The sequence below is a fragment of the Bhargavaea beijingensis genome (assembly GCF_900101985.1).
GTDB lineage: Bacteria > Bacillota > Bacilli > Bacillales_A > Planococcaceae > Bhargavaea > Bhargavaea beijingensis.
The window spans coordinates 1-26,412 of sequence record NZ_FNAR01000028.1; the positions used below are offsets into that span (position 1 = coordinate 1).

Below are 26,412 nucleotides of genomic sequence, written 5' to 3' on the forward strand. Positions count from 1 at the left end.
TGCAGAGGCCATTCGGCTCACCCCAGAGAATAAAGAAATCTATGCAAGGCGGAAAGAGACCGTAGAGCGCGGTTTCGGAGATGCCAAGGAAAAGTGTGGCATGCGATGGACAACCCTTCGCGGGAAGGAAAAAATGTCCATGCAGGCGATGCTTACTTTTGCTGCCTTAAATCTGAAGAGATTGGCCTGCTGGACCTGGGAGTCACCGGAACCGGCCTGACGGCCGGTCATTCCAAGGGGGGATGGGAAAAAACATGCGAAATATCCACGAAAATGACAAAACGGACCCAAAAAGATTTCTTTTGGGTCCGTTTTGTCTACAGTCTGGGAGAATTCCGCTTGGCGGAATTCTCCCTGTTTTCCTCAAATACAAAAAGAAAACCGGAGCCTCTTGGGCTCCGGTTTAAGCTTCCATGAAGAACTGTTTTGCCTTTTCGACAAACGGCTGGTCTTCCGGAAGCAAGTCGTCTTCATAAAAGATTGCGTCGACCGGGCAGACCGCTGTGCAAGCTCCGCAATCGATGCAGAGATCCGGATCGATAAAGAATTGGTCTTCTCCTTCGATGATGCAATCTACCGGACATACGTCCACGCATTCACCGGCTTTTTCGCCGATGCACGGTGCCGTAATCACGTGTGTCATCTTCATCACTCCTTACTTATTCAAGTTACCATATTTCCCGCTGTTAAGCTCCAAAAAACATGAACTTGTCAAAATTTCTCCCGTTTCGCCACTCCCCAAACGGGAAGTACATTGGTGTACAAAGATTCCGGCTTAATATAGAAGGGATGGCAGAGTATCCGTCTTGACCTGATATGCCGGCGATCTGCGGATTCATTGAAGCGGCGATCAGCCGGAACTCGCCGTTCATCAGCAGCCGGTGCCGGATAAGTGCCGGAAGCATGATCACAGACACTGCTGCAAGGCGCAGAACCGCGCATAAAGTGTTCGAAGCTTTCCGGAATGCCGCATAAGCCATTGGGTAAAATCACATGTTGAGGAGCGACTGCAGGCAGGGAACCCGGTTCCCTGCCTGTTCCTCATTGTACATACGTTTTCTGGAAAGCGGGTACGCTAACAGTAATCCACCTAAGGGAGGCACTCTTATGTCATACAAGAAATTCTTTATTCCCGCCAGTGCGCTGATCCTGCTTTTATCGGGATGCGGTGCGAACAACGAGCAGGACAGTTCACTGCCGGAAGAAGACCCGACCGGCCAGGAACAGCAATACGACCGCGAGGAATCCAATGATCCATACGACATGCACCATTCGGATGACCGTTCACATATGCACGGTATGCATGGAAGTTCCGGAGAGGTCCCTGAAGGTCTGGAAGCAGCGCAAAATCCGAAGTTCCCGGTCAGTTCCGAAGTGGTGATGCATGCCGATCATATGCCCGGGATGGACGGAGTGAAGGCGACCGTCAAAGGCGCCTATGACACCACCGTGTATTCGGTCACCTACACACCCGCCGACGGGGGCAAGCCGGTCAAGGGACATAAATGGGTGATCCACGAAGAACTGGAGGACCCGGGTAAGGCACCGCTCAAGGAAGGGACAGCTATTACGATGAAGACAGGCCACATGCCCGGCATGAAAGGTGCCGAAGCGATCATCGAGTCCGCCGAGCCGACAACCGTTTATATGGTGGATTTCGTGTCCGGAGAAGACGGCAAAACCGTGGACAACCATAAATGGGTCATTGAGTCCGAACTGTCCGAAGCAAAATAAGGCATGAAAAAAGCAAAGGGAATGCCTTTGCTTTTTTGGTCTTTAATCTGCAGCCGGTGAGCCGATGACGACTTTTGCAGGGAGAAGTTCAACCGGGTTGGCGATGGAATCTCCGACCGGGCAATGGGCTTCAAGGAATTCTTTGAACGCCTGAACTTTTTCCTCTGCGGCATCCGTATCCAAGTAAAACACAGGCGTGATTTTCCGGAAACCGGCACGGACGTCTGATTTTGCGAGGAAACCGTCGATGTCCAACTCCCCTTCCAGGTCCACACGGAAGCTTTTCAGATCGATACCGAACTTTTTGGCGTATGTCCTGGCGACAATCGCCTGGCAGGCGCCCAGTGCCGACAGCAAAAGTTCCACGGGGTTCATCCCCTGGTCGGTCCCTCCAAGCGCTTCGGGTTCATCGATGATCAACCGATGTCCGCGTGCCTCGACTTCCACCCGGACATTTTCTTTTAGTGTCGCCGTCGCTTGCACGTTTAAGATTCCCATTCCACGTTCTCCCCTTTACCGTTCATATCCTAGTTATTCAATCAGGATTGTTGTTCATGTTATCATAATCTTTCATCTTGTCAAACACTTATCGGAATGATTGTCCGGTTTGTTTTGGGGAACTAGTATAGATAACGGCAGAGTAAAGCAGGTGATCAGATGGAACTGTATACAATCGGGCACTCTACACATAACGAAAAGGAATTCTTGAAGCTCCTTCATGATGCAGGCGTGGAACTGCTTGTGGACGTCCGGGCCTTTCCCGGCAGCCGGAAGTTCCCCTGGTTCAATACCGACCGTATGAAGGCTTGGCTCCCGGAAAATGGAGTCGGCTACATACATATCCGCGAGCTTGGGGGCCGTCGGCGAAAATCCAAAACGGTCGGTGATGAAGTCAATGCAGGCTGGAACAACCGCTCCTTCCACAACTATGCCGACTACACACAGGAAGGCGAGTTCAAACAAGGGCTTGAAAAGCTTCGGGAAGCGGCGGCGGACAGGCGGGTGGCAATCTGCTGCTCGGAACGCCACCCCGCTCGCTGCCACCGCATGCTCATCAGCAATTACGCCGCCCTTCACGGCGGCGATGTGTTTCATATCTTGGACGGAAAAGAAAGAAAGACCGTCATCGAGCTCCACCAGCTTGGCCGCTGGGGCGCGGAGCCGGTCAAGCGGGAGGACGGCGAAGTCGTTTATCCGGAGATCAACGGACAAGAATCCGATGCGGACTGACGCATCGGATTCTTGTTTTATTCAGATCGCTTCGTCTCCATCAACGCAGCCATACGTTCCGAGTCGGGATTTCCCTCCCCGCGCAGGCCGTCGATGATGTTCCTGTAATCCGCATTGTTCCGATTTTGGCTTAATTTATAGGCCGCCTGGATTTCATTGATCCTGATCGTAAAGCCGACAACAGCGTTTTTCTGCATTTTCGTCTGCTCGGACAAGGTTTCCCACAGGACAGGATTTTCCCGGTGGTGCTCGTATTTCCTCATCAGCAACGACAGCTCTTCCTCCAGTTCCTTTTCGTCCATGAGACGGGCCACGCCATAAAGATGGACGGCCTGGTAGTTCCAGGTGGACACATTTTCATGGGTATACCAGGATGACGAAACATAGGCATGCGGGCCTTGGATCATCACGAGCGCTTCCTGGCCCCCAATGGTCGTCCACTGCGGATTCGCCTTCGCGAAATGCCCCGTGACCGTCCACTCTCCTCCGATCCGGCGGAACTGGAAAGGCAGATGGGTCGCGACCGGCCTTCCCTCATGGACCGTCACAATCGACCCGAATGCGTGCGCCTCGACAAATCCTCTGATTTCCTCAAAGTCAGTGACCTGAAACAGCTTTGGTATGAACATCAAAATCCCCCTTAGTCCAATCGCATTTGAGACTCCAAGTACTCTCAACATCTTCTACTACCACTTCATCTGATTTCTACAGTCACATCTGTTCCCCCACTCATTCAATAGCTTCGCTTGTTTCCTTTCTTTACGCACTCCCAGTCTTTCTCCACATTCTTTCTGACCCGCCTGAGCAGCCGGAGAAGAATGTCCGCTTCATCTTCTGAAAACCCTTCAAGTGCAACCGAATTGGAGTGCTTATGCTCCCTCATGATGAACGGGTAGACTTCGAGGCCTTTCTGGCTCGGAAAAAGCTTCTTGATTCTCCGGTTGTCTTCATCATCCCGTTTTTCGATGAGCCCCTTTTCTTCCAGCTTCATAATAGCGCGTGCAGCCGTCGTCCTGTCGACTTTGATCATCTCGGCAAGCTTTTCCTGGATGATGCCAGGATGCTCGCAGATGCTTGTCAAGTACAGATACTGGCCTTTTGACAGATCGATCTCCTTGAATTCAATGTTGCTGACGGAATCCAGCGACCTGGCGATCATCCCGATTTCCTTGAGCAGTTCCATTCAAACCCTCCATCGTTGCATTTGCAACATGTCTCTTGTCCGTACTTTACTTTTAAGTAAGTGCAAATGCAACATAATTTTCTGTACACAAAAACCGATGTCCGGTTCACATCGGTTCGATTGCTGATTCATTAAAGGGATCCGGATACCGGACGACGCCGCTGACGTGATCCAACGCCCCTTCTTGCAATTCCATGGCCATGAACGCATTGTCGGGAACATCGAACGGCGGACGGATCCCCCACTCCGATGCTTTCCTGAAACCGAACCTCGGATAAAAATCCGGATGGCCGAGAACGATGACCGAACGGTATCCGAGTTCCTTTGCTTTTGCCAGGGCAGTCCGGATCAGACGGCTTCCGATCCCCTGTTTCTGATTGCTTGGAAGGACGGATACCGGCGCCAGCGCCAGGGACTCTTCGGTGTTCGCCCCGTCAATGATTGAAATCCTGGTCAACAGGATATGTCCGACAATCTGTCCCGTTTCATCCTCCACCACAATCGACAATTCCGGAATATAGGCATCCGATACTCGGAGCCGTCCGACCAGAACATATTCGTTCTGGTCGCTCATTTCCGCATCCTTGAAGGCTTCGGCCACCACTTGCCTGATTGATTCAAAATCCCCCGGCATGCTTTGTCTGATTAAGATGTCCATTCGCCATCCCTCCTGCAATCAGTATTTTTTCTACATAGACAATCGGCTTTGGCACGCTACACGGGAGGCGCTGTTCACGCACCTGCTGTGTAGGAAGCGAATTCCCTGAAGGGTATGCCAGATATACGGTCCTCTTCGGTGAATGGTTCCATCTTGGAGGACAGAAAAGCGATCCGTCCCAATCAGACGGACCGCTTTCATCCTGACCGTTCCGGTTTCGCCTGGCGCTGTTTCTCACTTTTATCGACAATCGATGCCCCGACCAGATCTCCGGTGATATTCGTTGCCGTCGCGCCCATACCGAGGATCGCATCAATCCCTGCGACAAGCGCCACAACTTCAATGGGCAGCCCTGCCTGTGTGAGGACAATCGACAAGGCGATGAGTCCGGCGCCCGGGACCCCTGCAGTCCCGACAGAAGCGAGTGTGCCGGTCACGATGATGCCGAGGATGGCCGAGAAGCCCAGGTCCAGCCCGACAATATCGGCGGCAAACACGACCGATGCACCGAGCCGGATAGCCGCTCCGTCCATATTGACAGTCGCTCCGAGCGGCAAGGAGAACGAGGCGACTTCATCACTGATGCCGGCTCGCTTGGCGGCCTTCATGGTGACCGGAAGTGTGCCCAGGCTGGAGGACGTCATAAACGCCGTGCCGATTGCGTCCTTCACGTTTCTGAAGAACTCCCCGATCCGGACGCCAAAAAGTTTCATGATGACAAAGTAGACCAGAATGAATTGAAGCGCAATCCCGCCGTAGATGACCACCGTCAACTTGCCGAGGGAAATCAGCGTTTGCAGTCCCTGCGACCCGATCGCCGATGCCGCAATGGCGAAGATGCCGATTGGCGCGTACTGAAGGATCCCGTTCAATACACGGAACGTCACTTCACTCAGGCTGACCGTCAAATCGCCAAGGAGATGGCCCATTTTCCGGATCCGTTCCTCTCCGGAGTGCAACATCGAAGAAATGGATAACCCGACGACGACCGAGATGAAAATCAGGCCGAGGATGTCCGCGTTTGCCAACGCGGAAAATAGGTTGTCCGGGACAATCCCGAGCAAGGTTTCCGTGACCGACGGCCGCTCCGGCACATCCACTTCAGCATTCGGCAATGTCAGCCCGACACCGGGCCTGATCAACAGCGCCAGCAGGATCCCGACTATAATTGCGATTCCCGTTGTGATGAAATAAAAAGTAAACACCTTGCCGCCGATCCGCCCAAGCTTTGCCGGATTCAGCTGGTCCACCGCCGCAATCAGCGTGAAAACGACGAGCGGGATGACAATCAGGTTCAGCAGCCGGAGCAACAGCTCCCCGAGAGGCGACAAAACGCCCGCCGACTCCCCGAAAATCAATCCGACGACAATGCCGAGCAGAAACCCGGCGGACATCTTCATCATGAACGACCGATCCCGATAAAATCTCCAGATAGCCCCCAACTTCAGACCTCCCCTCCTCTTTCTTCAGCCGGCCGGATAAGTGTCCCCATAATTATTGGCTCTTTTAAATCATCCCCTTCTTTGGAGGAGACAAAACAACCCGCAAACCCCGCGAACCGCCGATTGGAAGGCTGGTCGTTAACGCCCAATTAAAAAGCCCGGGGGACGCATCAGCCGCCCGGACAATGACCACATTTGCACCCTCGGGTCGCCTTCGGTAACACTCACCGGCTGTTCGGTAACACTCGGGCGCGCTTGCGTAACACTCACCTTTCCCTTGATATCCGCTATCTTCCTTCTACAGTTCTTCGACCTTCACTCACGGCATCATAAAGGGAGGCGAGCCCGGGAACCTTCCATCGGACAGGCCGTCCTACAACACATCACCATGGAAAGACAGGAGGCACCCTTCACCATGACCGGCATGACATCCAGACAGACGCAGTCCCGCCTCGTCGACCTTCTCTTTTTCTTGCTCGGCAGCCTGTACGTGGCCGGCATCGCCGCGTTACTCATTTATGTAATCAGCAAAATGGTTTCCTTCTTCTAAAGGAAGAGCCGATGCCCGCGGGCATCGGCTCTTTTCGTATCCTGTTTTAACATTCCGTACCTCTCTTCCGTGTTAAAGCTTTTTATTTTTTGTTCCAGAATGATTGAGTTGAGATACCACCCACTTCTACTAGTTCCGTTAACGTTCATGAAGTGGTTAAGATAAAAAACCGAATAATGAGCATTTCCGCTTCAGGCGATTGCTTACCAAAACTGCGTTTTGGTCGCAGGAAGAGCTTTGCCGCTCAAAGCTAGCGTCGGGTTTCCTGCGACCAAAAGCGACAGCGTTGCGAACATTGAGCAGCATCAGCGGGATCTTCGGCTCATACTATTCACGCTGGAGTAGCCGCCTTCCGCTTCAATTCATATCTAAAATCCGAGTAATTAATAACACATCATTCAAAACATACGCCTATTTATTCTAGATTGCCCTTTATAAAATTTACTCATATAACTAATTTAATCTTTGATGACAAGCAAGTCTCTATTAACTATCCATCTTTTTCAATATTTTTCTTAACAAAAAGATTATATAGATGAAGAATGGGATTGTAATAAATATTATGATTAGCTCCAAAGCTCCGGCAATAAGATCTAAAGGGGTAATTATATTCATTCAGTTCATTTCTCCTATTCTAACTTAATCCTGATAACTGTACTTTTGATTGACATATACAGTCTTTTTTGTTTTATTCCACTTTGCTAACTTAATTGTACTGAAAATTTGAATATAACCGTTATTAACTTTTCCTGTAAGTTTATAAGTGCCTGTTGCATTCATGTCATATCCAACCTTTTCAGCTTTTGCATCTGTAACCTCACACGATGCATCTACATTGGTTAGCGCAGTCCCAGTTGTACCTGCAATTGAACAATAACGCATTTTTAATCCATATGTTCCTACTGAGTAATGGTTACCTAAATTTAATGTAGCGACAGTAACACCCAAAGATTTTAATTTTACCCAAGCTGTATATTTCCGGTCCCCATATTCCTTTGTTTCGTTACGATATGGTCCCGCTTCTAGTGAAAGTAGCGTAATCAAAGATTCAACGTTGTCTTCAGAAGAAAGTACAATTGAAGAACCATCGCTTAATTCAAACTCTTCTTCTGCATCGTCTGCATTGGCCCGCTTTTCATCTGTCCACGGTTTCCATCCTCCTCTTTCCGCTCTCCCGGAGTTTCCCGGCCGGCCTGCAGGTTTCATCTCACCCAGGACATACGTTCCTTCTTTCACTGGAGATACCCGGAACCGCCCGCCAATCTGCAGGCGAGCTGGAGATTCAGAAGGATTTCCGGATCGGCAAGATCGGCATCCAACAGACGGGAGATTTGCTTGATCCTGTACTGCAGGGTATTCGTGTGGATATGAAGCTCTTTTGCCGCCTGGCCCGGACGCTGGAGGTTCCGGCAATAAGCCTGGAGGGTCTTTGCAAGCTCGGTCCCTTTTTCCCTGTCATACGTGCAGATCGGCTCCAGATAGATGTCGATGAACGAGCGGACTTCCTTGCCGCTTCCCGAGATCAGCCGTTCCAGGAGAAATTGTGAGCCATCGGCAATCCGCCCGCTGAAACCGGTCTCTTCCATGAGTTTGAGCGTGGCGATGGAGGACTGCAGTTCTTCCGGCAGTTTCTCGATGCGCCGAACAAGCCTCCCCGCTCCGAATCTGGTGATCGCTCCGCCTTTCGTGACCGCTGAAAACTGATCGATGTCTTCGGCGATCGCCGAAAGCCGCCGGTACACCCCCTTGTAATCCGCTTCGTGCCGGACGGAAAGCAGCAACAGATAAACCTGATCACGCAGGACGACCAGACTTCCCGGAAAGGCCCTGCTCACTTCCAACTCGAGAAATGAGGCGATTTCATTTTGTTTCATGAGTTGATCGACCGGTTGGACCGCTCCCACATTCCCGATCCGTACGGCTACCGGAAGGAATGCACCGGACGTGTCCAATCCGAGGCTTTCCGCTTTGGCCAGGAAATCCTCGGTCAGTACGCCCTTCATCAGGTGGTCCATCAGTTCCGTCTTGTACTTGTGCTCCGCCTGGCGCATGGCGGACCGCCTGTTGATTTCGAGCGCAAAAAACAGGAGGCTCTGCTGGATGAAATAGTCGTCGGTCTGCCGGAGTCCGGTCCGGCTATCCGAGTAAATCAGCAGTTTGCCGAGCAGCTGGCGTCCGTCCCTGATCAAATATTCGTGGAGCGGCTTCGGGTGTTCCGGATTGCTTGAGGAGTTATAGACCTCCCCGTAAACGGTCAGCAGAGAAAGCGGCTTGCCGATCACGGCCCCCAACTGCTCCAGCATGACGTCGGGTCCCTTGCCGGAGTTCATGTTGACCAGCTGTTCCTGCTGGTAGTCGATCATGCTTTTGAATATCTGGTTTTTGATTTTGATGTCTTCATACAGCGCCGCTCTTTCCAATGCGGTTGCCGCAAGTCCGGCGATGGTTTCGAGGAGTCCGACATCCGAGACAGAGAACGTCCCTTTCTCGGCAAAGCCGTTGAGTGTCATGACGCCGATGCATTCCCCTTTCGCCGTGATCAGCGGAACACTCATCGCCCGGTACGAGTTATTGCTCGGATGCCTCGCCATGGAATGATTCAGCAACCGGCGGTTTTCGGATCTCATGGGGCTTGGATAGCCTAGGATTTCTGTCCGGTCCGAGAGGAGGATCGGTGTTCTCTTCTTAAAGCAGTCGCCTGTGAATGACTCGCCAGGCAAGAGCCTGATCTGCTCGACGATTTCATCGAAATTCACATAGGCGCGGCATAAGAGGAGCCCCGACGGCTGATCGTATAAAAACAGAGCACCGCCATCCGCATCCGGAATTGCCCGGATGGATTCGGAAAGGGTAAGCTCAAATAGTTCATCAAGCTCCAGTGTGGAGTTCACGGCATTGGCCACATTGATTACAGCAGCCGACCTGGCTGACGAAAGGTGATGTTCGGGGGTTCTCACCATCGGATCCCTCCTTTATGCATCAATCGTAGCACTATTCCGAACAAATAGAATCCGCAGTCGGAAGTTTTCTATAAGATTCAATCAGAAAAAGACACCCTGCAAGGGTGCCTTTCGGGAAGATCGAATCAGTATTGATGCACAATCGCCATGAACGTTTTTGCCGTATTCAGCATCGCCGATTCGTCGAAGTCGAACTTTGCATGGTGATGAGGATACGCTTCCCCTTCGGGACGGGCGCCGGCGAAGAAGAAGGATCCCGGAACGTGCTGCGTGTAATAGGAAAAGTCCTCTCCCGGCATGACCGGCGGCGTTTCCAGTACATTTTCCCTATCAAAGACGGATTCCATCGCTTTCTTGACGATTGCCGTTTCTTCCGGATGGTTCCACAGCGCATCGTAGCCGCTTTCCAGTTCGACTTCCGCATAGGCATCCAATGCATCGGCGACACGGGAAGCGATTTTCTCCAGTTTCTCCCGTGCCATTTTCCTTGTTTCCGGTGCGTACGACCGGATGGTCCCGGTCATGATTGCCTCACCGGGGATGACGTTATTGGCGTCTCCCGAATGGATGGAACCGACGGAGACGACCAGCTGTTCCAGGGGATCCGTGTTCCGGCTGACGATAGTCTGCAGCGCCGTCACGATATGCGAGGCGACGACAATCGGGTCGACCGCTTCATGGGGAACCGCTCCGTGCCCGCCTTTGCCGCTTACCGTAATTTCAAATGTATCGACTGCCGCCTGGATAAACCCTTCCCGGTAATACATCTTTCCTGCCGGCATCATGCTCTGAAGGTGACAGCCATAGATGGCATCCACATTTTCCAGGCAGCCGTCTTCGATCATCGCCATGGCGCCTCCCGGATAAAGTTCCTCGCCGAACTGGTGGATCAGAACGACGTTGTGGCGGATCCGGACCTTGTTTTCGACCAGGCTCTTGGCAAAGCCGAGCAGTGCCGCCGTATGCCCATCGTGGCCGCAAGCATGGGTGACTCCGGGGTTTTTCGACTTGTACGGGACATCTTTCTCATCCTGGACCGGAAGCGCATCAAAGTCCGCTCTGAACGCAATCGTCTTGGCGGGCTCTTCCACGCGGAAAGTCGCGACCACTCCCCGCCCGCCGACCTCTGTTCGGACGTCCAGCCCGAGGGCCCGGTAATAATCCGCGATGAGTTTCGGCGTCTCCACTTCCTGGTGCGACAGTTCCGGGTATTGGTGCAGATGACGCCGGATTTCGGTCATTTCCGAAAGCAGCGCCTCAACGGTTTCCAAGCACGCCTGAAGTTCATTAGCCAACGGCGGGTTCAAGTTGGTTTGAAGACTCATGGACACATTCTCCCCCTTTGTATACGGAATGGATCTGACGGAATGCACGGATGTCGGTTTCCGGATCCTCATCGAGAATGACGAAGTCCGCCGCTTTTCCTTTTTCCAGCGTTCCGACCGTTTGATCGACGTTCAGGGCTTTGGCTGCCTGAAAAGTCGCCGCAACAATGATGTCCTTCACGTTCATGCCGTAATCGTGCATCAGTTCCAGCTCTTTGGCAAAGTCGCCGTGAACGTTAAACGGTGTTCCGGCATCCGTGCCTGCTGCAATCTTTACACCCGCGGAAAGTGCTTTTCGGAAGCTTTCCCGATGGTCGTGGAAGCAGTCCACCGCTTTTTTCACGGCATGGGCCGGGATTCCGCCCGACTCCGCATGCTGGACGATGTAATACGGAGCGGCAAGTGTCGGAACGAGAACCGTGCCGTGCTCGATCATCAGTTCGATGGTTTCATCATCAAGGAAAATGCCATGCTCGATCGTGGTGATTCCCGCCCGTACCGCATTCCGGATGCCCGCCGTCCCTTGCGCATGTGCCGCGGTCGTCTTGCCGGCATGGAGGGCTTCCTCGACGGCCGCTCTCATCTCGTTCTCGGAAAGCTGCGGCGAACCCGGATCGACGCCCGGCGTCATCACGCCGCCTGTCGCCATCAGCTTGATGACGTCCGCTCCGGCTTTGAGCGTTTCCCGCGCCGCTTTTCTGACGCCGTCTTCTCCGTCCGCTTCGGTGGAAAACGGATACCCGTGCCCCCCTGTCATGACGATGGCCTGTCCGGAGCCGTAAACCGAAGGTCCCTGAATGAGGCCGCTTTCGATGGAGTTCCGGTAATCCAGGTCAATATGCCACTTGGAGCCAAGGTTCCGGACGCTGGTGACGCCCGACTTCAGCTGCTTTTGGGCATTTACATGGTGACGGTATGCCGACAGAGCAGGCGTATCGCCGGCCACCTGGGCAAAAGGATCTCCGACCCCGTCCATCCCGAGATGCAAGTGCATATCGAACAGGCCGGGGATGACGGTCTTGCCGGTTCCGTCGATGACGGTTCCGGCTTGCAGACGGTCCGCCTCTTCGCCTGCGGCAAGGATCGTCTTTCCTTCAATTGCAATCGATGTATTCACCTTTTTTTCCCCATTGCCAGTGTACAACGTGACGTTCTGTAGTTTGAGAACCACGGAAACTCCCCCTTAGCGATTGTTTATGGCAGCATGATGGCGCCGCCGGGCCCGAGCGGCAAGCCGAGCAGGAACCAGACTGAGAACAGGATAATCCAAAAGATCGCGAATGCGATGGAATACGGCAATAGCGTGGCAATGAGCGTGCCGATCCCGATGTTTTTGTCGTACTTCTTGGCAAATGTCAGGAGAATGGCGAAGTAAGCAAGCATCGGGGTGATCGGGTTCGTGATCGAGTCCGCCACCCGGTAGGCCACCTGTGTCACGGCCGGATCGTAGCCCATGAGCATGAACATCGGCACGAACACCGGTGCAAGAAGCGCCCACTTGGCCGAAGCGCTCGCAATCAGCAGGTTGATGAGCGCTGCGATGACGATAAACCCGAGGAACAGGGACAATCCTTCAAAGCCGATCCCTTTCAGGAAGGCAGCCCCCTTGATGGCGATGATCGGCCCGAGGTTGCTCATTCCGAAAAACGCGATCATCTGGGCAGCCACGAAGGCAAGGACGATATAGCCGCCCATCCCGGACATCGCCTTGGTCAGATGCTCGGCCACGTCTTTATCGTTTTTCAGCGCCCCGGATGCAAACCCATAGGCAAGCGCCGGAAGAAGGAAGCCGAACAGCATGATCGGAACGATTCCAGTCATGAACGGGGAAACGATGATCCCGTTTGTCTCCGGGTCACGCAAAATGCCGTTTTCCGGAACGACAAGCCATAGAATCAGGGCAGTGTACGCCGCAAGGGTGATCGCCGCCCAGAGAAGGCCCCGTTTTTCTTCCGGGGTCGTCTTTTCGAGCTTTTCGATTTCCCCCTGGAACGTCCCCAGCCTCGGCTCGACGATTTTGGTCGTCACAAATGCCGCAACCGGGATGAGGACAAATGTCGATGCAATCAGGAAGTACCAGTTGATGGCCGGGTTCCCGACATAGGAAGGATCGATCATCTGAGCGCTCGACTGTGTAAAGCCGAAAATCAGCGGATCCAGCATCGAAACGATCAGGTTGGCACTGAACGCGCCCGTGACGGTCGCATAACCCGCGACAAGGCCCGCGATCGGATTACGGCCCAGTGCCGCAAAAATCATCGCGGCGATCGGAGGAAGCACGACTTGTGCCGCATCGGCAGCCGTATTCCCGAGAACCGCGATCAGCAAAATTGTCGGCAAGATGATTTTGGCCGGCGCATTCAGAATCGTCGTTTTCATGAATGTGGTGACGAGGCCAGTGGACTCGGCAAGCCCCACCCCAAGCATGACGACGAGTACAAGCCCGAGCGGCGGGAATCCGGTAAAGTTCGGAACCAGTGTGGTGACAATGCTGCGGATCCCTTCCGCATTCAGCAAGTTCACGACTTTGATCGTCTCACCGGTACCCGGGTGGACGGCGGAAGTGCCAAGCATTCCGAAAACTGCGGATGCAATGAGAATCAGGACGGTAAACAGCGCGAACAACGTGACGGGATCCGGCAATTTGTTGCCGGCCTTCTCCACGCCATTCAGCACCCTTTGGAAAAAGCTCGGTTTTTTGGGCTGGCCGAGCTCTTCTACGCCTGCAAGTTTAGTCAAAACAAATCCCCCCTTTGAACAACGAATTGTTTAAATATTAACGCAATAGTTCCGTAGAGGATATGGGCGATACCCCAAAGATCGGGCTTCGGGTTTGTGGGAAGCAACAACGACTTTTCCAATTTGCCTGTCATCACTTCGGAAAGTGCAGGCGCTGTGCGTACAAAACGCCTGCACTGCGATTATCCGGCAACCCTCCTGAGTGGATACCCTGCGTGCACGGGTGATGACCTCATCCGGATGTGAGGCTCTTGTACGCGGACATGGTCACGTTCGTGCCCGGTGCATATAAAAATGCCCTGGAAGCGTCGGCTTCCAGGGCATGGTTCTCATGATTCGGTTCCGTATTTCCTATCCAGTTCCTCATACTTCGCTGCATAATCATCTGTAATCTTATCGAGTTGCTCCTGTTTATCGGAGATTTCTACGGATAGTTTAGCAGACTTTTGCTCAAAGTCCTCACCGGGTTCCGCAGTCAGATCAAACAATTCAGAGAGTGTTCCGAAGGAATCAATCAGCAGACCCAGCTCTTTGTCTTTCAAGCCGTTCAGTTCCTTAAGCTCGTCGTGGGTCAGACGGCCCTGCCAGTCTTCCGACAATGCCTTGGATTCCTCAAGCATCGGAATCATTTCTGTTTTTAAATACTGATTGGCTTGCTCAGGATTATCCAGTATGGCATTCAACTGATTGCTCATCATGATCAGTTCCATGGAATTCTGGTAGATCGGAGTGCTTCCCTTTTCTTTGTATTCCTTGTATTCAGCAGCAATTCCCGGACCGCCGCAAGCCGCCAGTGCGAATACCAGCAATAGCCCCATCAGCCGGATCAGATTTTTCATGATGCACCTCCAATTCACCGGTCTATTAATCGCGGTGCCGCCATACGGCCCGAATCATTGTTCATTGACGAGTGCATCGATTTGCCGGTCCATTTCCACTCCGGTTCGGTCTATTTTTTCTTGCAGCTCCATGTTCTCCTCATGGATCTTAACAGCCTTTTGGTACGTTTCTTCGGTCACCGTATCAACATTCGCCGTATCAACATCGATTGCCGATAACTCAGCGCTCTTATGAAGGGAATCGAGCGTCAGATTCAAGTACTCGATCGTGGTCTCATTCAGTTTCTGGATTTTTTCATTTACCAGTCCATCATGGGCATCAGTAGCAATTTTTCGAGTCTCTTCCATAAAGGGAATCACTTCTTCCTCCATATAACGGTGGGATTCCTCGGGTTGTTCGATGATGGAAGCAGAGTGGTTGAACATCTCTGCGAACTCGAAGGATCGCTCATCCAGAGGCTCGAGGACATTCTTCCGATAATCTTCAAATTCTTTTTCCACACTGATATTCGGTGATTCTGCTCCGGTGCCGCTGCTGCAGGCAGCGAGGAATACAGCCAACAGACCAACCAGAAATAATGATCGTTTCATTCCTTTCACTCCTAATCTTCGGCGATTTCATCCTGTATATCTTAATACAGTGTGATGGTCCCGTCCGTCTTGAGCCGGAACAGTTTGACGCCCGACGGTTTTTTTCCTTCTTCTCTGATGGTCAGGAGAACTTCCTTTTCACCTGCTGACGGTTCCGGTGCACTTTTGATTTTTTCCCTTCCGGGAATCTGGTATTGCGCAAACTGAGAGGCAGAGATTTTGATCACTTTCGTCGACCTTCTCTTTTTCCTGCTCGGCAGCCTGTACCTGATCGGCATTGCTGCGGCATTCATCTATGTCGTCAGCAAAATGGTCCACCACTTCTAAGACAAGAGCCGATGCCCCCGGGAACCTGCTCTTATCGCAAATTATTTCCCGTATTTCTGTTCCAAATCGTCCACTTTGGCATTGTACTCTGTGGTTCTCTTATCAATCTGCTCCTGCAGCTGCATGATCTCTGCATAGACCGCTTCGGACTCCTCATACGATTCATCGCTGACCGGCGGGATGTGCAGTTCAAGGAACTCCGATTGCTTATTGAACGAATCGATCATCAGATCCAGTTGATCGATCGTAACCTGATTCACTTCTTTGATATCCTCGTTGACCAGGCCGTCCTGCAGCTTTTCGGCAAACCCCTGTGTTTCTTCGATATGGGGAATCATCTCGTCGGTGATATAGTCACGGGCCTTTTCCGGCTCAGGAATCATGGCGTTAAGATGGCCACCCATTTCGGCGAGTTCCAAAGATCGCTCATGGAGCGGCTCGATCCCTTCCTTCCGATATTGATCGAACTCTTCAACGGGGCTTGGGCCGCCACTGTTCTCGGAATTGCTGCAGGCGGCCAGGACTATCAAGGCCAGCGTCAGCAAACTGACGATGATACTTTTTCGGTTCATTCTTCCTCACTCCAGTACTAGCTTCTATTCAATCGGTCACTTAGTTAGCCGCTAATTCCTCTACCCGCTTTTCGTACTCGGCTGATGTACGGTCGATCTCTTCTTGTAACTCCATAAGCTCAGCATAAATTTTTTCTGTTTTTTCATAAACGGCCTTCTCGTCCTCAATTGGTGGAATATTCATTTCAGTCATTGATGCTGTCATCGTAAACGATTCAAGAGTCAGCTCAAGGTTTTCAATCAAGATTTCATTTAACTCTTGAATCTCCGGATTAACCAGCCCATCCTGTGCTTCCAAAGCCAAGTCCCTGGTTTCTGCAGCATAGGGAATCAATTCTTCATTTATGTAGTGAAACGCTTCTTCCGTCTCTTCGAGCATTGTTGTATAGCGTCCGCCCTTTTCTGCCGTCTTGATCGCCCGATCGTTTATAGGTTCAATTACTTCCGCTCGGTATTCCTCAAATTCATTATATAAGCTGATTTGACCTGTAGTGGTGGGATTGCATGACGCCAGAGACAGTACCAGCAAAACAGCCAATATTGAATGAATATAGTATTGTTTCATTTAATTCTCTCCATCATCAAGCAGGACCAAGATACTGTCCATTATTTGCAGCAGTTCAATCATACCAAAAAAAACGAGTCGGTCGCTTTTTACGACCGCCCGCTTCAATCAGGTCCTACCCAACACCTATAATCTGCAGAAGGATGTAAAGCAGCGGGATGGTGAACATGCAAAGAATGGTCGAGTAAATCACACCATATGAGGCGAAAACAGCGTCTGCCCGAAATTTTTGTGCATACACCGTAGTGGTCGTGGCGCTCGGCATGCCGGCAGTCAGCACGGCAACGAGAAGAAGCAGGTCAGGAACTTGAAGAAATAGAAAAACCAGCAGAGTCGTTGGGAGTACCAGCAACTTCATGATGGAAGCAATCCAAAGATAAAGGTTGCTGCTGTATCGCCTGAAATCAGCCATCTTCGTGTCCGCAAGCAAACTCCCGATCAGGATCATCGACAACGGAACCGTCATTTGCCCCACGTCCTCAAATGTCCTCAACAGCATGTCCGGCCAGCTGAACGGCAGAAACAACATGACCAATCCGATCAGCGTGGCAAGAATGCCGGGATTCAGGAACAGCCTCGGCCAATAAACGTCCGCTTCATGCCGGGTGAACAGATAGATCCCGTAGGACCAGATGAGCACCAGGTAAAAGATGTTGAACAGGGTCAGGTAAATCACTCCCTGCTCCCCCATCAGCATATAACTCACCGCAACCCCGATGAATCCCTGATTGCCGAAAACGATGAGGCTCTCATACACGCTCTTCTGTCCATCAGGCAGTGCCGCCCGCTTCCTCAGCCAAGCACCGATCACGATGGAAACCGACATGACGTAAACCGACATGGCGACAAGCCAAGTGAAATCCACCAAGAGCTCTGCAGAGAATGTCGTATTCAACGAAAACAAAATTAACGCCGGCAGCGTCACATACAGCATCAGCTGAGTGATCACGGGATTGGCAGAGCTGCCGACAACATTCAGCTTCCTCGCAATAAAAGCGATCATCGCCATGAGATAAAGCGGAACCATCGTCAGCACAAACGCGGAAACGGACAGGCGCCCTCCCCCTCTCTTCATTTTGTAGTATATGAAAACTTAAGTGTAAAGGTTCTAGCACCGAAACATCTCTTATTCTTTGCTAAGATGTTTATGATAGGAGAAATCAGGTATTCTATATATAGTAGGAACTAATGTTCCTAGCACAATATACAGAAAGGGGGTGTAGTAATGGGCAAGAGAATTACTGTTACAGCTCAAAGTCGCTCAGGCAGGAACCAACGATTTAAGGATAACAGTCGAAAACAGTCAATGACCCTTCAAACATTTGTGCGAAAAATCGAAACAGGTAAATATCCTAATTACCATATTAGGAAGATTAACGGGATTAAAACTCCTGTGTCGAATCCTGATAAATCAACGAACAATAACCTTGGATAAACAAAGAAGGTTGTTAAAAAACTTGCATCCAGCATTATATGGCAAAAGGCATAGACGCCGGGAGACACCTGCAGGAGAAGCCGGGCTGTCGAGAACCGCCTTACGCGGGGCTCGGCGTCGGACTGCGATAAGCGACCAGAGTCTGTCCCGTTTGTTGTATTTAATGAATTATTGGACAGCCCTTTTAGCATCCTTCTGTAGATCTGGTGGTTAACCAAATCTTGAAGGTTTCAGAACCCGACAAAGAGGGAATCCCTTGTCAAAAGACCCCCCAATTTATAATGACAGGTACGTATAGTTCTCCATTTTCAACATATAGGTAAAAGGACCGCCCACTGCGGGAACAGTAAGCGGTCTCTAATAGCAGGCTCCCTTCAAGGGGGCGGCATCAGAGGAGATAATCCATCCGTTATGAGCCGTCAACTCAAGGATGGATTATTTTTTTGGTGAAATGACAGAACCGCCATGATAAATGCCCCGAACGAAATCAAAAAACCATACACACACTCAGGTTTAACCTGCCTTCTTCTCCAATAATATATGGATCAGCTGAGCACGGTCGACAAGGCGAACCCCGTTGCTCGAGGCCAGCTCCCTTGCGGCTTTTGTGTACTGGCTGTTGGTCACCACCCAGGCGTCTTCGGCCTTGTAATGACTTTTCGCCGCAACAATTTTCCTGCACAGCCTTGATGCCGACATTCTTCTTCCACCGTTTTGCCTGCACCACAATCCTCTTGCCATCCCGCTCCATGACAAGATCAACCAAAATCATTTTGGCAGGGAGTCCGGCGAACCTTATAACCTCTTGCCTCATACCGCAGCTTCAGAAACTGCTCGAACTCCTTGCCGCTAATCTCATCCACCTGGCGGATGCCGGACGCATTCAATTTCCGCACTTTCACCAATCCAAACGCAAACACGATCAAAATCAATCCGACCAAACCACCGAAAAAGATAAAAGCTGCCGCTTCAAAGGATTGTGTGTTTATGTATGTCAGACCACCGGCCGCAAACAGCCGGCCGGTCAACCCGTTTTATAATTGATTACTCTTTGTACGAGCCATCAGGTTCCTCTTTCACGCTTTATTCGCTGCCTGCAAAATAGTCCTCATCCACCCGCTTGACGACAAACGTCTCGGAGGGGCTGACGCCCAAGCCATAACGGAACATGTAGTCCACAAGCTGCTCGCCATCAATCAAAACGATCTTCTTCTCAATCATGTCAACATACTCACGGGCACCGTTGGAGAATGTTGAGGTGGTGATGAACACGCCCTTTTTCGCCCTCATCCCTTCGAGGCTTCCGGCAAATTTCTGGATTTCCGGCCGCATCACCGAATTCGCCCAGCGCTTCGCCTGAACGTAAATCATATCCAGCCCCAACACATCCTCTTTGATGACGCCATCGACTCCACCATCACCTGTACGTCCCAGCACACCAGTGGCTTCTTCCACATCACCGCCATACCCCATCGCCACCATCAGATCGACGACGACTTTTTCGAAGAAGGAAGGCGTTCCGGTACGAAGCCGCTCCAACAACTCGTCCATGACGCTCTGCTTTAACAGGCGATATTGTAGCCTGAGTTCATCCACCGGATCAGCTTCTTTTTAATCGGGATCGACAGGGGAAAACGTGATGGGTACACTCTGCGGGGCAGGTTTACCTACAAACGTTTGAAACTCGGGATAACGCATTAGAAACTTCTTGTCCAAGCCCTTAACTGGTTCTTCTTTTAACAGGCTAAGACCCCGTTCAGTGATCCGGATCTTTCCGCGCCCGGCTGACTCCAGCAGTCCGGCTTTTACCAAATATGTTTTTGCCCATCCCACCCGGCCATCTACTAAACGCGTACCGCTCGCCGTTAACTGTTCCCTCTGCTCCGCGGTCAATCCAAACCGGTCCGCCATGGCTTGATAGGCATCCTTCATTGAATACACCTGCCCGTCACCCGCCCACTCCAGAAGCGGGTACATGAATTCTTCATAGCTTGGCAGTTTCAACTCATCACCTCTTTAGACGAACATCTGTTGCAGTAGACCTTTTTTCTGTTCTTGTAATGCAGATAGCTTATCGTTTTCATGTTTTATCTTAGTATCAAATTTCGAAAGAAAATCAGCTATTTTTACTTGTTCATCATAGGACGGGATGGAGTGAATAGTACTAAAGAAGTCTCCTACTGCAACGTTTAATAATCCATGATTCCTTGCGCCTTCAACTGATATCATGGAAACTTCCTTGTGCCATAGAGTTGTCTCAAAGTATTGTTCAAGAAAATCCGAGTAAACTTTTGCTTTAGGTTTAAAGCAAATATATAAAGTTGATAATGCACCCTGTTCGTAATTATTCAATCTTTTTATTGCTCCTAGAGGATAGCCAGCTGAATAACTTTTGTTGTAGGCAAACTCTCCCTTTTTCAACAAGAAGTATCCCTCGAGGTTTGTCGATGCCACTGTATTATTAAAGAAAGTCACTTGATCAACTAGACCATGTTGTGCGGAAATGGTCAGTGGTAATGAAGTAACAACCCCTTTGTTTTTCCTCGTCACTCGCTCTACGATCTCGTCCAATCTATACCGTTTCCACTCCGGAAACAGTTCCTCATTCTCATCAGTAAACCGCAATTCCCGGCTGAAGATTGTCTGCAGCAAGCCCTTCTTCTGTTCTTTTAGCTCATCAATTTTCTTGGTTTGCAGTTCTATTTGTAGGTCTAGTTTCTCGAAAAAATTGGCTATCTTTATTTGCTCTTCTAATGAAGGTAACCGCAATTTTAACTTGGACAAAGAGTCTTTATAAATATGTACAACCGAAGCACCTTGTGCCCATCGCACAAGTTGATTCTTTCTTGAGCTATTTATTTGGTAACTGATGAAATTACCGTTATCTTTTTTAGGCGTAAATATATTAATATCACCTCCAAGTAGAACCTCATTTTCGTTTAATGAGCTAGCGGTAGCTATATCTTCTGCAGATTCGCCAGAAGCAGGAATGAGAACATCATTCTTTTCTCCGTAAACCGATTTATTAATCAGTTTATTTGTACGGCTTTTAATTTCATTTATTACAGGGCCATATGTCGTATAAAGTTCACCATACAATACACAGGGCTTTCCTTCTTCACTTAAGTCAGACTTAGATAGATTAGATCCTTTCTTAAAAGTCCCAACTTCACTCATCGCATACTCTTCCCAAGCGCCTTCAAACCCCTTAAATCTCAACTTCGGTACGTTCACTAATTCCCAACTCCTCAAAGTACTTCTCAAGTTCCCGGTCAATCTCTGCAATTTCAGCGTCAATTTCTTTCAGCTTTCTCGAGACTGCCTGCAGGTCGACTGGCTCTTCTTCTTCGAAGGTATCGACATAACGCGGGATGTTCAGGTTGTAGTCATTCTCCCGGATTTCATCCAGCGTGGCTGCGTATGAATATTTGTCAATCGTTTCGCGGTTAAGGTAGGTGTTGACGATCTTTTCGACATGTTCGTCGGTCAGATTGTTTTTCGCCTTCGCTTTTTCGAACTCTTTGGAGGCATCAATGAAGAGAACGTTGTCGTCGGCTTCCCGGCACTTCTTGAACACAAGAATACACGTAGGAATTGAGGTCCCGAAGAAGATATTCGCCGGTAGACCAATAACCGCGTCCAGATAATTTTTCTCTTCAATCAGGTACTTCCGGATGACGCCTTCCGCCGCTCCGCGGAACAAAACGCCATGCGGTAGAACGACGGCCATCGTGCCGTTATCGTCCAACTGATGGATCATATGCTGAATGAACGCAAAGTCGGCCTTCGACTTGGGTGCCAGCCTGCCATAGGCGCTGAACCGCTCATCATCCAAGAACTTCTGGTCTGCACTCCACTTCGCAGAGTACGGAGGGTTTGCGACAACCGCTTCAAACCGGAGGTCGGTGTGCTGTGGCTCCTCGAGCGTATCGGCGTTCCGGATGTCGAACCGCTGATAGGAAACGTCATGCAGCAGCATGTTCATGCGCGCCAGGTTGTACGTCGTCGATGTAAGTTCCTGGCCGTAGTAGCGGGCGACTTCAGCTTCCCTGCCGACACGGAGAAGAAGCGAGCCGGATCCGCATGTCGGGTCATAGACGCTCTTGATGCGTTCTTTTCCGGCTGTGACGATTTTCGCGATGATCTTGGAGACCTGCTGCGGGGTATAGAACTCACCCGCTTTTTTCCCGGCGTTCATCGCGAACTGGGAGATCAGGTATTCATACGCATCCCCAAGCACGTCGATCTCCACATCATCATGGAGGAACGGGATGTCATTGATGTTCACCATGATGTTGCCGATCAATTTGGAACGGCTTTTCACGCCACGTCCTAGCTTGGACGAGCTGAGGTCCATGTCGTCGAACAGGTGCTGGAAATCATCCTGCGATTCTTTTCCGAGGGTGGATTCCGTCACCGCGGTGACCGCCTTCCGGAGAAGTTCGGTATCAAAGTTGCCGTTTTCCCCTTTCAGGATTTCGGCAACCATCGTCGAGAACAGGTATTCCGGCGGGATGAAAAAGCCAATCTGGTCGACGAGCTCTTCCTTCAGGTCATCACGGATTTCTTCATCCGCATAAGCTTCTGCATAGGTGATGCCGTCTTCTTCAAGCAGTTTGGATGCACGGGCTTCCACGTTCTCCGACAAATAGCGGTAGAAGATGAGGCCGAGGATATAGTTTTTGAATTCGTAGGCTTCCATCGTTCCGCGCAGGCTGTTCGCCATATCCCACAGTTTTTTGTGGAGTTCCGCTTGCTGTTGTCGCTGTTTTTCTGATGTCGTCATGATGTTCTCCCCTTAAAAATAAGAGGCCGTGGCCTCTCACATGTATTTCTCTGTGTTTTCTCTGATGAAATCGATGATTCTTCGGACAAGTGTCCGCTTTTTCTTGAACGGGGCTTTCACCGAGTCGCTGATTTTCGACTGGGGCAGAAGATAGCTATATTCATACTCCCGGATGTAATCCTTGATCTGGTCAGGCGGGAGCTCGACTTCTTCCGCAAACTCATCGATTTCCCGTTCCCTCTCTTCTTCCTCATGCTTGTGGTACTCGTCGTCGATTGACGCATCCGCCGGAAGGTCCGGTACAACCCTGTTCAGGAAGCTTTTCAGAAGGTCGATCTTCTTTCGCAGATCCGGACTGTCGGACCGGTCGATCTCTTCCTCGATTTTCTTGATCTCCCAAGGAAGGCTATCTTTGTCCTTCAGGTCGAGGTTTCGGATCAGGTTGAGGATATAGTCGACATTGATCTTGTCGGAGTGCATCAGTTCCAGCTCGAAGTCGATGTCCTGGAGGATGGAGACCTTCTCCTTCTGCACACGCGCCTCATCCACGACCTTCAGGTATTTGCTCTTGAAGTCCAGGTACTCCTGCTCCCCAATACCGATCGCCCCTTCGTCGAACCGGAACTCGGTGAACGTCTTGAGCCGGACCAATACCCTGGTAAGCTCGCGGAATGCCACGATAAACCCCGCCTTTTCCGTTTCACCTTCCAGAAGATCGACCTCGTCGGGCGTCTTTGCTATTTTAAGAAGTTCGGTGAGCGCTTCCTCAAACTTTTTCTCGTAGTACTCGTACGATTTCATCAGCACATCATCCGCCGAATCGGTCTGCGAGAACAGCTTGATCGCCTCATCCGTGTTTTTCTTGAGATTGCGGTAGTTGACGATGTTGCCGTACGGCTTGGACTTTTTCTCCACCCGGTTCGTCCGGCTGTACGCCTGGATGAGATCATGGTATTTCAGGTTCTTGTCGGTATAGAGGGTGTTCAGCGTCTTTGCGTCAAAGCCTGTCAAAAACATATTCACGACAATGAGGATATCGATCTGGGCGGACTTCACTTTTTTCGAAACATCGGTGAAGTAGCTGCTGAAGATTTCCGTCGAGAAGTTCGTATCAAACAGCTGGTTGTAGTCACGGATCATCCGGTCGAGGCTTTCCCGGGAATGCTCATCCGCACCCTCCGATTCTTCATTCGGATTGTACGTGAAGATCCCCGCGATCTTCAACCCATCCCGATTCGCTTCCCGGAGCAGGTCATAATACTTCACTGCCATCGGGATGGACTGGACCGCAAAAATCGCCGTGTACTTCCCGTCCGCCGATTTCCGACCATGGATGTCCAAGATATGACGGGAGACAAGTTTCATCCGCTCCTCATCCATCCATACTTCCTCTGTATTGATCGCTTCTGCGAGCGATTCGTCCGTCTCATCATAGGCACCCTTGAAAGTCGAAATATGCTCCACGGAAAAACCGAGCACATTGCCGTCGCGGATCGCATCCTTGATGAGGTAAGAGTGCAGCATTTTATCGAACAGGTCGGCAGTGGTCCGGCCGTCCTGGCTCTTGTTTTCTTCAAAGCGGGGCGTACCGGTAAACCCGAAATACTGCGCCTTTTTGAAATGTCGGTTGATCATGGTATGCATCTCGCCGAATTGGCTCCGGTGGCACTCATCGATGATGAAGACCACCCGCTCATCACGATACTCGCCCATTACGTTGGCATAACGGGGATTGCGGATCGCGTTCGCCATCTTCTGGATCGTCGTCACGATGAAAGGCTTGGTCTTATCCTCGAACTGAGCGACCAGCGTATCCGTGCGATCGGTCGTATCCACGGAGTCCTTTTCAAATTTATTGAACTCGGCGATCGTCTGGCTGTCCAGGTCCCGCCTGTCCACGAGGAAAATCACCTTTGCAATGCCCGGTTCATTGGCGAGGATCTGGCTCGCCTTGAATGAGGTGAGCGTCTTCCCGGATCCGGTCGTGTGCCAGATAAAACCGTTATTCCGTGTCTCGGTCGCCCGGTTGATCAGCGCTTCGACCGCATACACCTGGTAGGGCCGCATAACCATCAGCACCTGGTCGGTTTCATTCAGGACCATGTAGCGCGCAATCATCTTCGCAAGGCGGCATCGCTCCAAAAAGTCCGAAGTGAACTCCTGCAGATTGGTGATCAGCTTGTTGTACCGGTCCGACCAGAAGAACGTATGGGAGTATAAGATATCCTTGTCGGAGTTCGAGAAATACTTCGTGTCCACCCCATTGGAAACGACAAAAATCTGGATAAAGCGGAACAGTCCCCTGTAGGCATCCCTCCGGTAACGCATCACCTGGTTGAACGCCTCGCTAAAGTCCTTGCCGCGTTTTTTCAGCTCAATCTGAACAACCGGCAGACCGTTCACAAGAAGCGTAACGTCAAACCGGCTCGTGTATGTACCCCTGACCGTGGTCTGTGTGGAAACTTGGAACTTGTTCTTGCACCACTCGCGGGTGTTGAACAGTTCGATTGCCAGAATAGTCCCGTCTTCACGCTCGATCTCCTGCTTGTCCCGCAGGATCTTCGCAGAATCGAAAATGCTTTTGCCGGAAATCTGCGTCATCAGCCGGTCGAATTCTTTATCGGTCAGTTCATTTCCATTCAATTTCGCTTGATTAAACCGGTTCACCTGCTGGCGGAAATTCAGGACCAGCTGTTCTTCATCAGGAATCTGGATACGCTCATAGCCTTGGGAAACGAGCTGCTCGACCAGCTTCCGTTCGAGTTGTGCTTCCGATTGATATGCCATTGCCTTCACGCCTATCTTGGATTCATACTATTTTCCTATATTTTAACATGAACCGATAAAATTCGATAGTGGCCTGATGGAATGATCCCCTCCTCGGCCGGTGGTTGCTTTCCGCGGGCCGAGACTCGTAAATACGCCCGGCCGGCTTTCCCCCGTTCTCTTGTGAATGTTCTACCTTGCTTAACACTTGTAAGGGCTTTCTTAACACTCACAGCACGTTTCTTAACACTCGCCGCACTTTTTAAAAAACTAGCCTGAGTTGCACGGAAAAACTGAATTATGAGGCTTCTGCTTATAAGTGCCCTCAAGTTACGCGGAAATGGATGCACTAAAACGGGGCTCGTCAGCTTTGCCGCGATTATTTTTCCGCACAAAAAAACCGCCTCCATCAGGAGACGGCTTTGTGCCCAGCGACGTCCTACTCTTGCAGGGGGAAGCCCCCGACTACCATCGGCGCTGAAGAGCTTAACTTCCGTGTTCGGGATGGGAACGGGTGTGACCTCTTCGCCTTCATCACTGGACCTTGAGCTTGTTCGCTCAAAACCGGATAAACGAGACATTGTAACGTACCGAAACCTTTTCACGTGCCATGAGGAGAAGTCCTCGATCGATTAGTATCCGTCAGCTCCATGTGTCGCCACACTTCCACCCCGGACCTATCCACCTCGTCATCTTCGAGGGATCTTACT

The 26,412-nt window shown here is 50.9% G+C and carries 29 protein-coding genes, 2 rRNA genes and 1 pseudogene; 5 read left to right on the plus strand and 27 right to left on the minus strand.

Translation table 11 applies throughout. From position 1 onward, the window contains the following. Positions 1 to 220: transposase (locus BLT01_RS13925; RefSeq protein WP_143020604.1), on the plus strand; the 220-nt coding region annotated here is incomplete at its 5' end. Positions 221 to 403: 183 nt separating this feature from the next. On the opposite strand, the gene BLT01_RS13930 is transcribed toward BLT01_RS13925, so the two are convergent. Then, the gene (locus tag BLT01_RS13930) at positions 404 to 643 is read right to left on the minus strand and encodes an indolepyruvate ferredoxin oxidoreductase subunit alpha (RefSeq protein WP_008301416.1); all 240 of its coding nucleotides are present in this window, start codon (positions 641 to 643) and stop codon (positions 404 to 406) included. 464 nt (positions 644 to 1,107) lie between these two features. Here BLT01_RS13930 and BLT01_RS13935 point away from each other — a divergent pair, with 464 nt between their 5' ends. Then, a complete protein-coding gene (locus BLT01_RS13935) occupies positions 1,108 to 1,734 on the plus strand; it encodes a YdhK family protein (protein ID WP_092098785.1) in 627 nt (208 codons plus the stop codon). Positions 1,735 to 1,776: 42 nt separating this feature from the next. On the opposite strand, the gene BLT01_RS13940 is transcribed toward BLT01_RS13935, so the two are convergent. Further along, entirely contained in the window at positions 1,777 to 2,232 is a 456-nt protein-coding gene (locus BLT01_RS13940; RefSeq protein ID WP_092098787.1) for an OsmC family protein, read from the minus strand. Positions 2,233 to 2,391: 159 nt separating this feature from the next. Between BLT01_RS13940 and BLT01_RS13945 the strand changes: the two genes are divergently transcribed. Continuing rightward, complete coding sequence (locus BLT01_RS13945) at positions 2,392 to 2,964, plus strand: DUF488 domain-containing protein (protein ID WP_092098789.1); 573 nt, start codon at positions 2,392 to 2,394, stop codon at positions 2,962 to 2,964. A gap of 17 nt (positions 2,965 to 2,981) precedes the next feature. On the opposite strand, the gene BLT01_RS13950 is transcribed toward BLT01_RS13945, so the two are convergent. From BLT01_RS13950 to BLT01_RS13965, 4 genes are all read right to left on the minus strand, one after another. Then, positions 2,982 to 3,593, minus strand: coding sequence for an FMN-binding negative transcriptional regulator (locus BLT01_RS13950; protein ID WP_092098791.1), 612 nt, complete (start codon positions 3,591 to 3,593; stop codon positions 2,982 to 2,984). Positions 3,594 to 3,697: 104 nt separating this feature from the next. Next, on the minus strand, positions 3,698 to 4,147 hold the full coding sequence (locus tag BLT01_RS13955) for a MarR family winged helix-turn-helix transcriptional regulator (RefSeq protein WP_092098793.1): 450 nt from the start codon (positions 4,145 to 4,147) through the stop codon (positions 3,698 to 3,700). A gap of 106 nt (positions 4,148 to 4,253) precedes the next feature. Then, positions 4,254 to 4,805 (minus strand): GNAT family N-acetyltransferase, encoded by a 552-nt coding sequence (locus BLT01_RS13960; protein ID WP_092098795.1) that lies wholly within the window; start codon positions 4,803 to 4,805, stop codon positions 4,254 to 4,256. 197 nt (positions 4,806 to 5,002) lie between these two features. Further along, a complete protein-coding gene (locus tag BLT01_RS13965) occupies positions 5,003 to 6,247 on the minus strand; it encodes a dicarboxylate/amino acid:cation symporter (protein WP_218123206.1) in 1,245 nt (414 codons plus the stop codon). 415 nt (positions 6,248 to 6,662) lie between these two features. Between BLT01_RS13965 and BLT01_RS15535 the strand changes: the two genes are divergently transcribed. Next, positions 6,663 to 6,797, plus strand: a complete 135-nt coding sequence (locus tag BLT01_RS15535) for a hypothetical protein (protein ID WP_260470099.1) — start codon at positions 6,663 to 6,665, stop codon at positions 6,795 to 6,797. A gap of 639 nt (positions 6,798 to 7,436) precedes the next feature. Here BLT01_RS15535 and BLT01_RS13970 read toward each other — a convergent pair. The 11 genes from BLT01_RS13970 to BLT01_RS14020 form a co-directional block, all read right to left on the minus strand. Then, complete coding sequence (locus BLT01_RS13970; RefSeq protein WP_143020605.1) at positions 7,437 to 8,033, minus strand: hypothetical protein; 597 nt, start codon at positions 8,031 to 8,033, stop codon at positions 7,437 to 7,439. Then, positions 8,030 to 9,757 (minus strand): helix-turn-helix domain-containing protein, encoded by a 1,728-nt coding sequence (locus tag BLT01_RS13975; protein ID WP_092098801.1) that lies wholly within the window; start codon positions 9,755 to 9,757, stop codon positions 8,030 to 8,032. The genes BLT01_RS13970 and BLT01_RS13975 overlap by 4 nt, the downstream gene beginning before the upstream one ends. A 125-nt stretch (positions 9,758 to 9,882) precedes the next feature. Continuing rightward, positions 9,883 to 11,082: a M20 metallopeptidase family protein gene (locus tag BLT01_RS13980; protein WP_092098803.1), complete on the minus strand. Its 1,200-nt coding sequence runs from the start codon at positions 11,080 to 11,082 to the stop codon at positions 9,883 to 9,885. Continuing rightward, a complete protein-coding gene (locus tag BLT01_RS13985; RefSeq protein ID WP_092098805.1) occupies positions 11,045 to 12,253 on the minus strand; it encodes a metal-dependent hydrolase family protein in 1,209 nt (402 codons plus the stop codon). The genes BLT01_RS13980 and BLT01_RS13985 overlap by 38 nt, the downstream gene beginning before the upstream one ends. Positions 12,254 to 12,276: 23 nt before the next feature. Continuing rightward, positions 12,277 to 13,821 carry an AbgT family transporter gene (locus BLT01_RS13990; protein WP_092098807.1) on the minus strand — a complete coding sequence of 515 codons (1,545 nt, stop codon included), beginning with the start codon at positions 13,819 to 13,821 and terminating at the stop codon, positions 12,277 to 12,279. Positions 13,822 to 14,150: 329 nt separating this feature from the next. Next, on the minus strand, positions 14,151 to 14,660 hold the full coding sequence (locus BLT01_RS13995; protein ID WP_092098809.1) for a hypothetical protein: 510 nt from the start codon (positions 14,658 to 14,660) through the stop codon (positions 14,151 to 14,153). Positions 14,661 to 14,714: 54 nt separating this feature from the next. Beyond that, on the minus strand, positions 14,715 to 15,251 hold the full coding sequence (locus tag BLT01_RS14000; RefSeq protein WP_092098811.1) for a hypothetical protein: 537 nt from the start codon (positions 15,249 to 15,251) through the stop codon (positions 14,715 to 14,717). A 41-nt stretch (positions 15,252 to 15,292) separates the two neighbouring features. Further along, on the minus strand, positions 15,293 to 15,478 hold the full coding sequence (locus tag BLT01_RS14005; RefSeq protein WP_092098813.1) for a hypothetical protein: 186 nt from the start codon (positions 15,476 to 15,478) through the stop codon (positions 15,293 to 15,295). A 141-nt stretch (positions 15,479 to 15,619) separates the two neighbouring features. Further along, positions 15,620 to 16,150 (minus strand): hypothetical protein, encoded by a 531-nt coding sequence (locus BLT01_RS14010; protein WP_092098815.1) that lies wholly within the window; start codon positions 16,148 to 16,150, stop codon positions 15,620 to 15,622. Between the two features lie 40 nt (positions 16,151 to 16,190). Further along, positions 16,191 to 16,715 carry a hypothetical protein gene (locus BLT01_RS14015; RefSeq protein WP_092098817.1) on the minus strand — a complete coding sequence of 175 codons (525 nt, stop codon included), beginning with the start codon at positions 16,713 to 16,715 and terminating at the stop codon, positions 16,191 to 16,193. A 115-nt stretch (positions 16,716 to 16,830) separates the two neighbouring features. Next, the gene (locus BLT01_RS14020; protein WP_092098818.1) at positions 16,831 to 17,790 is read right to left on the minus strand and encodes an AEC family transporter; all 960 of its coding nucleotides are present in this window, start codon (positions 17,788 to 17,790) and stop codon (positions 16,831 to 16,833) included. 150 nt (positions 17,791 to 17,940) lie between these two features. On the opposite strand from BLT01_RS14020, the gene BLT01_RS14025 reads away from it, so the two are divergent. Continuing rightward, positions 17,941 to 18,150 (plus strand): hypothetical protein, encoded by a 210-nt coding sequence (locus tag BLT01_RS14025; RefSeq protein WP_092098820.1) that lies wholly within the window; start codon positions 17,941 to 17,943, stop codon positions 18,148 to 18,150. 513 nt (positions 18,151 to 18,663) lie between these two features. Here the strand turns inward: BLT01_RS14025 and BLT01_RS15430 are convergent. The 10 genes and pseudogenes from BLT01_RS15430 to BLT01_RS14060 form a co-directional block, all read right to left on the minus strand. Next, positions 18,664 to 18,849, minus strand: coding sequence for a restriction endonuclease (locus tag BLT01_RS15430; protein ID WP_245696945.1), 186 nt, complete (start codon positions 18,847 to 18,849; stop codon positions 18,664 to 18,666). Between the two features lie 16 nt (positions 18,850 to 18,865). Beyond that, positions 18,866 to 18,922: pseudogene (locus tag BLT01_RS15545) on the minus strand (hypothetical protein); the annotation flags it as partial. Continuing rightward, a complete protein-coding gene (locus BLT01_RS15440) occupies positions 18,909 to 19,178 on the minus strand; it encodes a restriction endonuclease (protein ID WP_245696941.1) in 270 nt (89 codons plus the stop codon). The pseudogene BLT01_RS15545 and the gene BLT01_RS15440, both read right to left, overlap by 14 nt. Before the next feature lie 55 nt (positions 19,179 to 19,233). Continuing rightward, positions 19,234 to 19,701 (minus strand): restriction endonuclease, encoded by a 468-nt coding sequence (locus tag BLT01_RS15445; RefSeq protein WP_245696942.1) that lies wholly within the window; start codon positions 19,699 to 19,701, stop codon positions 19,234 to 19,236. A gap of 60 nt (positions 19,702 to 19,761) precedes the next feature. Next, positions 19,762 to 20,154 carry a winged helix-turn-helix domain-containing protein gene (locus BLT01_RS15450; RefSeq protein ID WP_245696943.1) on the minus strand — a complete coding sequence of 131 codons (393 nt, stop codon included), beginning with the start codon at positions 20,152 to 20,154 and terminating at the stop codon, positions 19,762 to 19,764. Between the two features lie 12 nt (positions 20,155 to 20,166). After that, positions 20,167 to 21,384, minus strand: coding sequence for a restriction endonuclease subunit S (locus tag BLT01_RS14040; RefSeq protein ID WP_092098822.1), 1,218 nt, complete (start codon positions 21,382 to 21,384; stop codon positions 20,167 to 20,169). Beyond that, positions 21,359 to 22,936, minus strand: coding sequence for a type I restriction-modification system subunit M (locus BLT01_RS14045; RefSeq protein ID WP_092098824.1), 1,578 nt, complete (start codon positions 22,934 to 22,936; stop codon positions 21,359 to 21,361). Before BLT01_RS14045 ends, BLT01_RS14040 begins: the two co-directional genes overlap by 26 nt. Positions 22,937 to 22,972: 36 nt before the next feature. After that, positions 22,973 to 25,723, minus strand: coding sequence for a type I restriction endonuclease subunit R (locus tag BLT01_RS14050; RefSeq protein ID WP_092098826.1), 2,751 nt, complete (start codon positions 25,721 to 25,723; stop codon positions 22,973 to 22,975). Positions 25,724 to 26,128: 405 nt separating this feature from the next. Beyond that, a 5S ribosomal RNA gene (gene rrf, locus BLT01_RS14055) occupies positions 26,129 to 26,244 on the minus strand. A gap of 70 nt (positions 26,245 to 26,314) precedes the next feature. After that, positions 26,315 to 26,412: ribosomal RNA gene (locus tag BLT01_RS14060) — 23S ribosomal RNA — on the minus strand; the annotation flags it as partial.

Bases quoted from the DNA above. Each gene is read 5' to 3' on its own strand.
- BLT01_RS13930 (WP_008301416.1), bottom strand. From the start codon at position 643: ATGACACACGTGATTACGGCACCGTGCATCGGCGAAAAAGCCGGTGAA.
- BLT01_RS13935 (WP_092098785.1), top strand. From the start codon at position 1,108: ATGTCATACAAGAAATTCTTTATTCCCGCCAGTGCGCTGATCCTGCTT.
- BLT01_RS13940 (WP_092098787.1), bottom strand. From the start codon at position 2,232: ATGGGAATCTTAAACGTGCAAGCGACGGCGACACTAAAAGAAAATGTC.
- BLT01_RS13945 (WP_092098789.1), top strand. From the start codon at position 2,392: ATGGAACTGTATACAATCGGGCACTCTACACATAACGAAAAGGAATTC.
- BLT01_RS13950 (WP_092098791.1), bottom strand. From the start codon at position 3,593: ATGTTCATACCAAAGCTGTTTCAGGTCACTGACTTTGAGGAAATCAGA.
- BLT01_RS13955 (WP_092098793.1), bottom strand. From the start codon at position 4,147: ATGGAACTGCTCAAGGAAATCGGGATGATCGCCAGGTCGCTGGATTCC.
- BLT01_RS13960 (WP_092098795.1), bottom strand. From the start codon at position 4,805: ATGGACATCTTAATCAGACAAAGCATGCCGGGGGATTTTGAATCAATC.
- BLT01_RS15535 (WP_260470099.1), top strand. From the start codon at position 6,663: ATGACCGGCATGACATCCAGACAGACGCAGTCCCGCCTCGTCGACCTT.
- BLT01_RS13975 (WP_092098801.1), bottom strand. From the start codon at position 9,757: ATGGTGAGAACCCCCGAACATCACCTTTCGTCAGCCAGGTCGGCTGCT.
- BLT01_RS13980 (WP_092098803.1), bottom strand. From the start codon at position 11,082: ATGAGTCTTCAAACCAACTTGAACCCGCCGTTGGCTAATGAACTTCAG.
- BLT01_RS13995 (WP_092098809.1), bottom strand. From the start codon at position 14,660: ATGAAAAATCTGATCCGGCTGATGGGGCTATTGCTGGTATTCGCACTG.
- BLT01_RS14000 (WP_092098811.1), bottom strand. From the start codon at position 15,251: ATGAAACGATCATTATTTCTGGTTGGTCTGTTGGCTGTATTCCTCGCT.
- BLT01_RS14010 (WP_092098815.1), bottom strand. From the start codon at position 16,150: ATGAACCGAAAAAGTATCATCGTCAGTTTGCTGACGCTGGCCTTGATA.
- BLT01_RS14015 (WP_092098817.1), bottom strand. From the start codon at position 16,715: ATGAAACAATACTATATTCATTCAATATTGGCTGTTTTGCTGGTACTG.
- BLT01_RS14020 (WP_092098818.1), bottom strand. From the start codon at position 17,790: ATGAAGAGAGGGGGAGGGCGCCTGTCCGTTTCCGCGTTTGTGCTGACG.
- BLT01_RS14025 (WP_092098820.1), top strand. From the start codon at position 17,941: ATGGGCAAGAGAATTACTGTTACAGCTCAAAGTCGCTCAGGCAGGAAC.
- BLT01_RS15430 (WP_245696945.1), bottom strand. From the start codon at position 18,849: ATGTCGGCATCAAGGCTGTGCAGGAAAATTGTTGCGGCGAAAAGTCAT.
- BLT01_RS15445 (WP_245696942.1), bottom strand. From the start codon at position 19,701: ATGGACGAGTTGTTGGAGCGGCTTCGTACCGGAACGCCTTCCTTCTTC.
- BLT01_RS14045 (WP_092098824.1), bottom strand. From the start codon at position 22,936: ATGACGACATCAGAAAAACAGCGACAACAGCAAGCGGAACTCCACAAA.
- BLT01_RS14050 (WP_092098826.1), bottom strand. From the start codon at position 25,723: ATGGCATATCAATCGGAAGCACAACTCGAACGGAAGCTGGTCGAGCAG.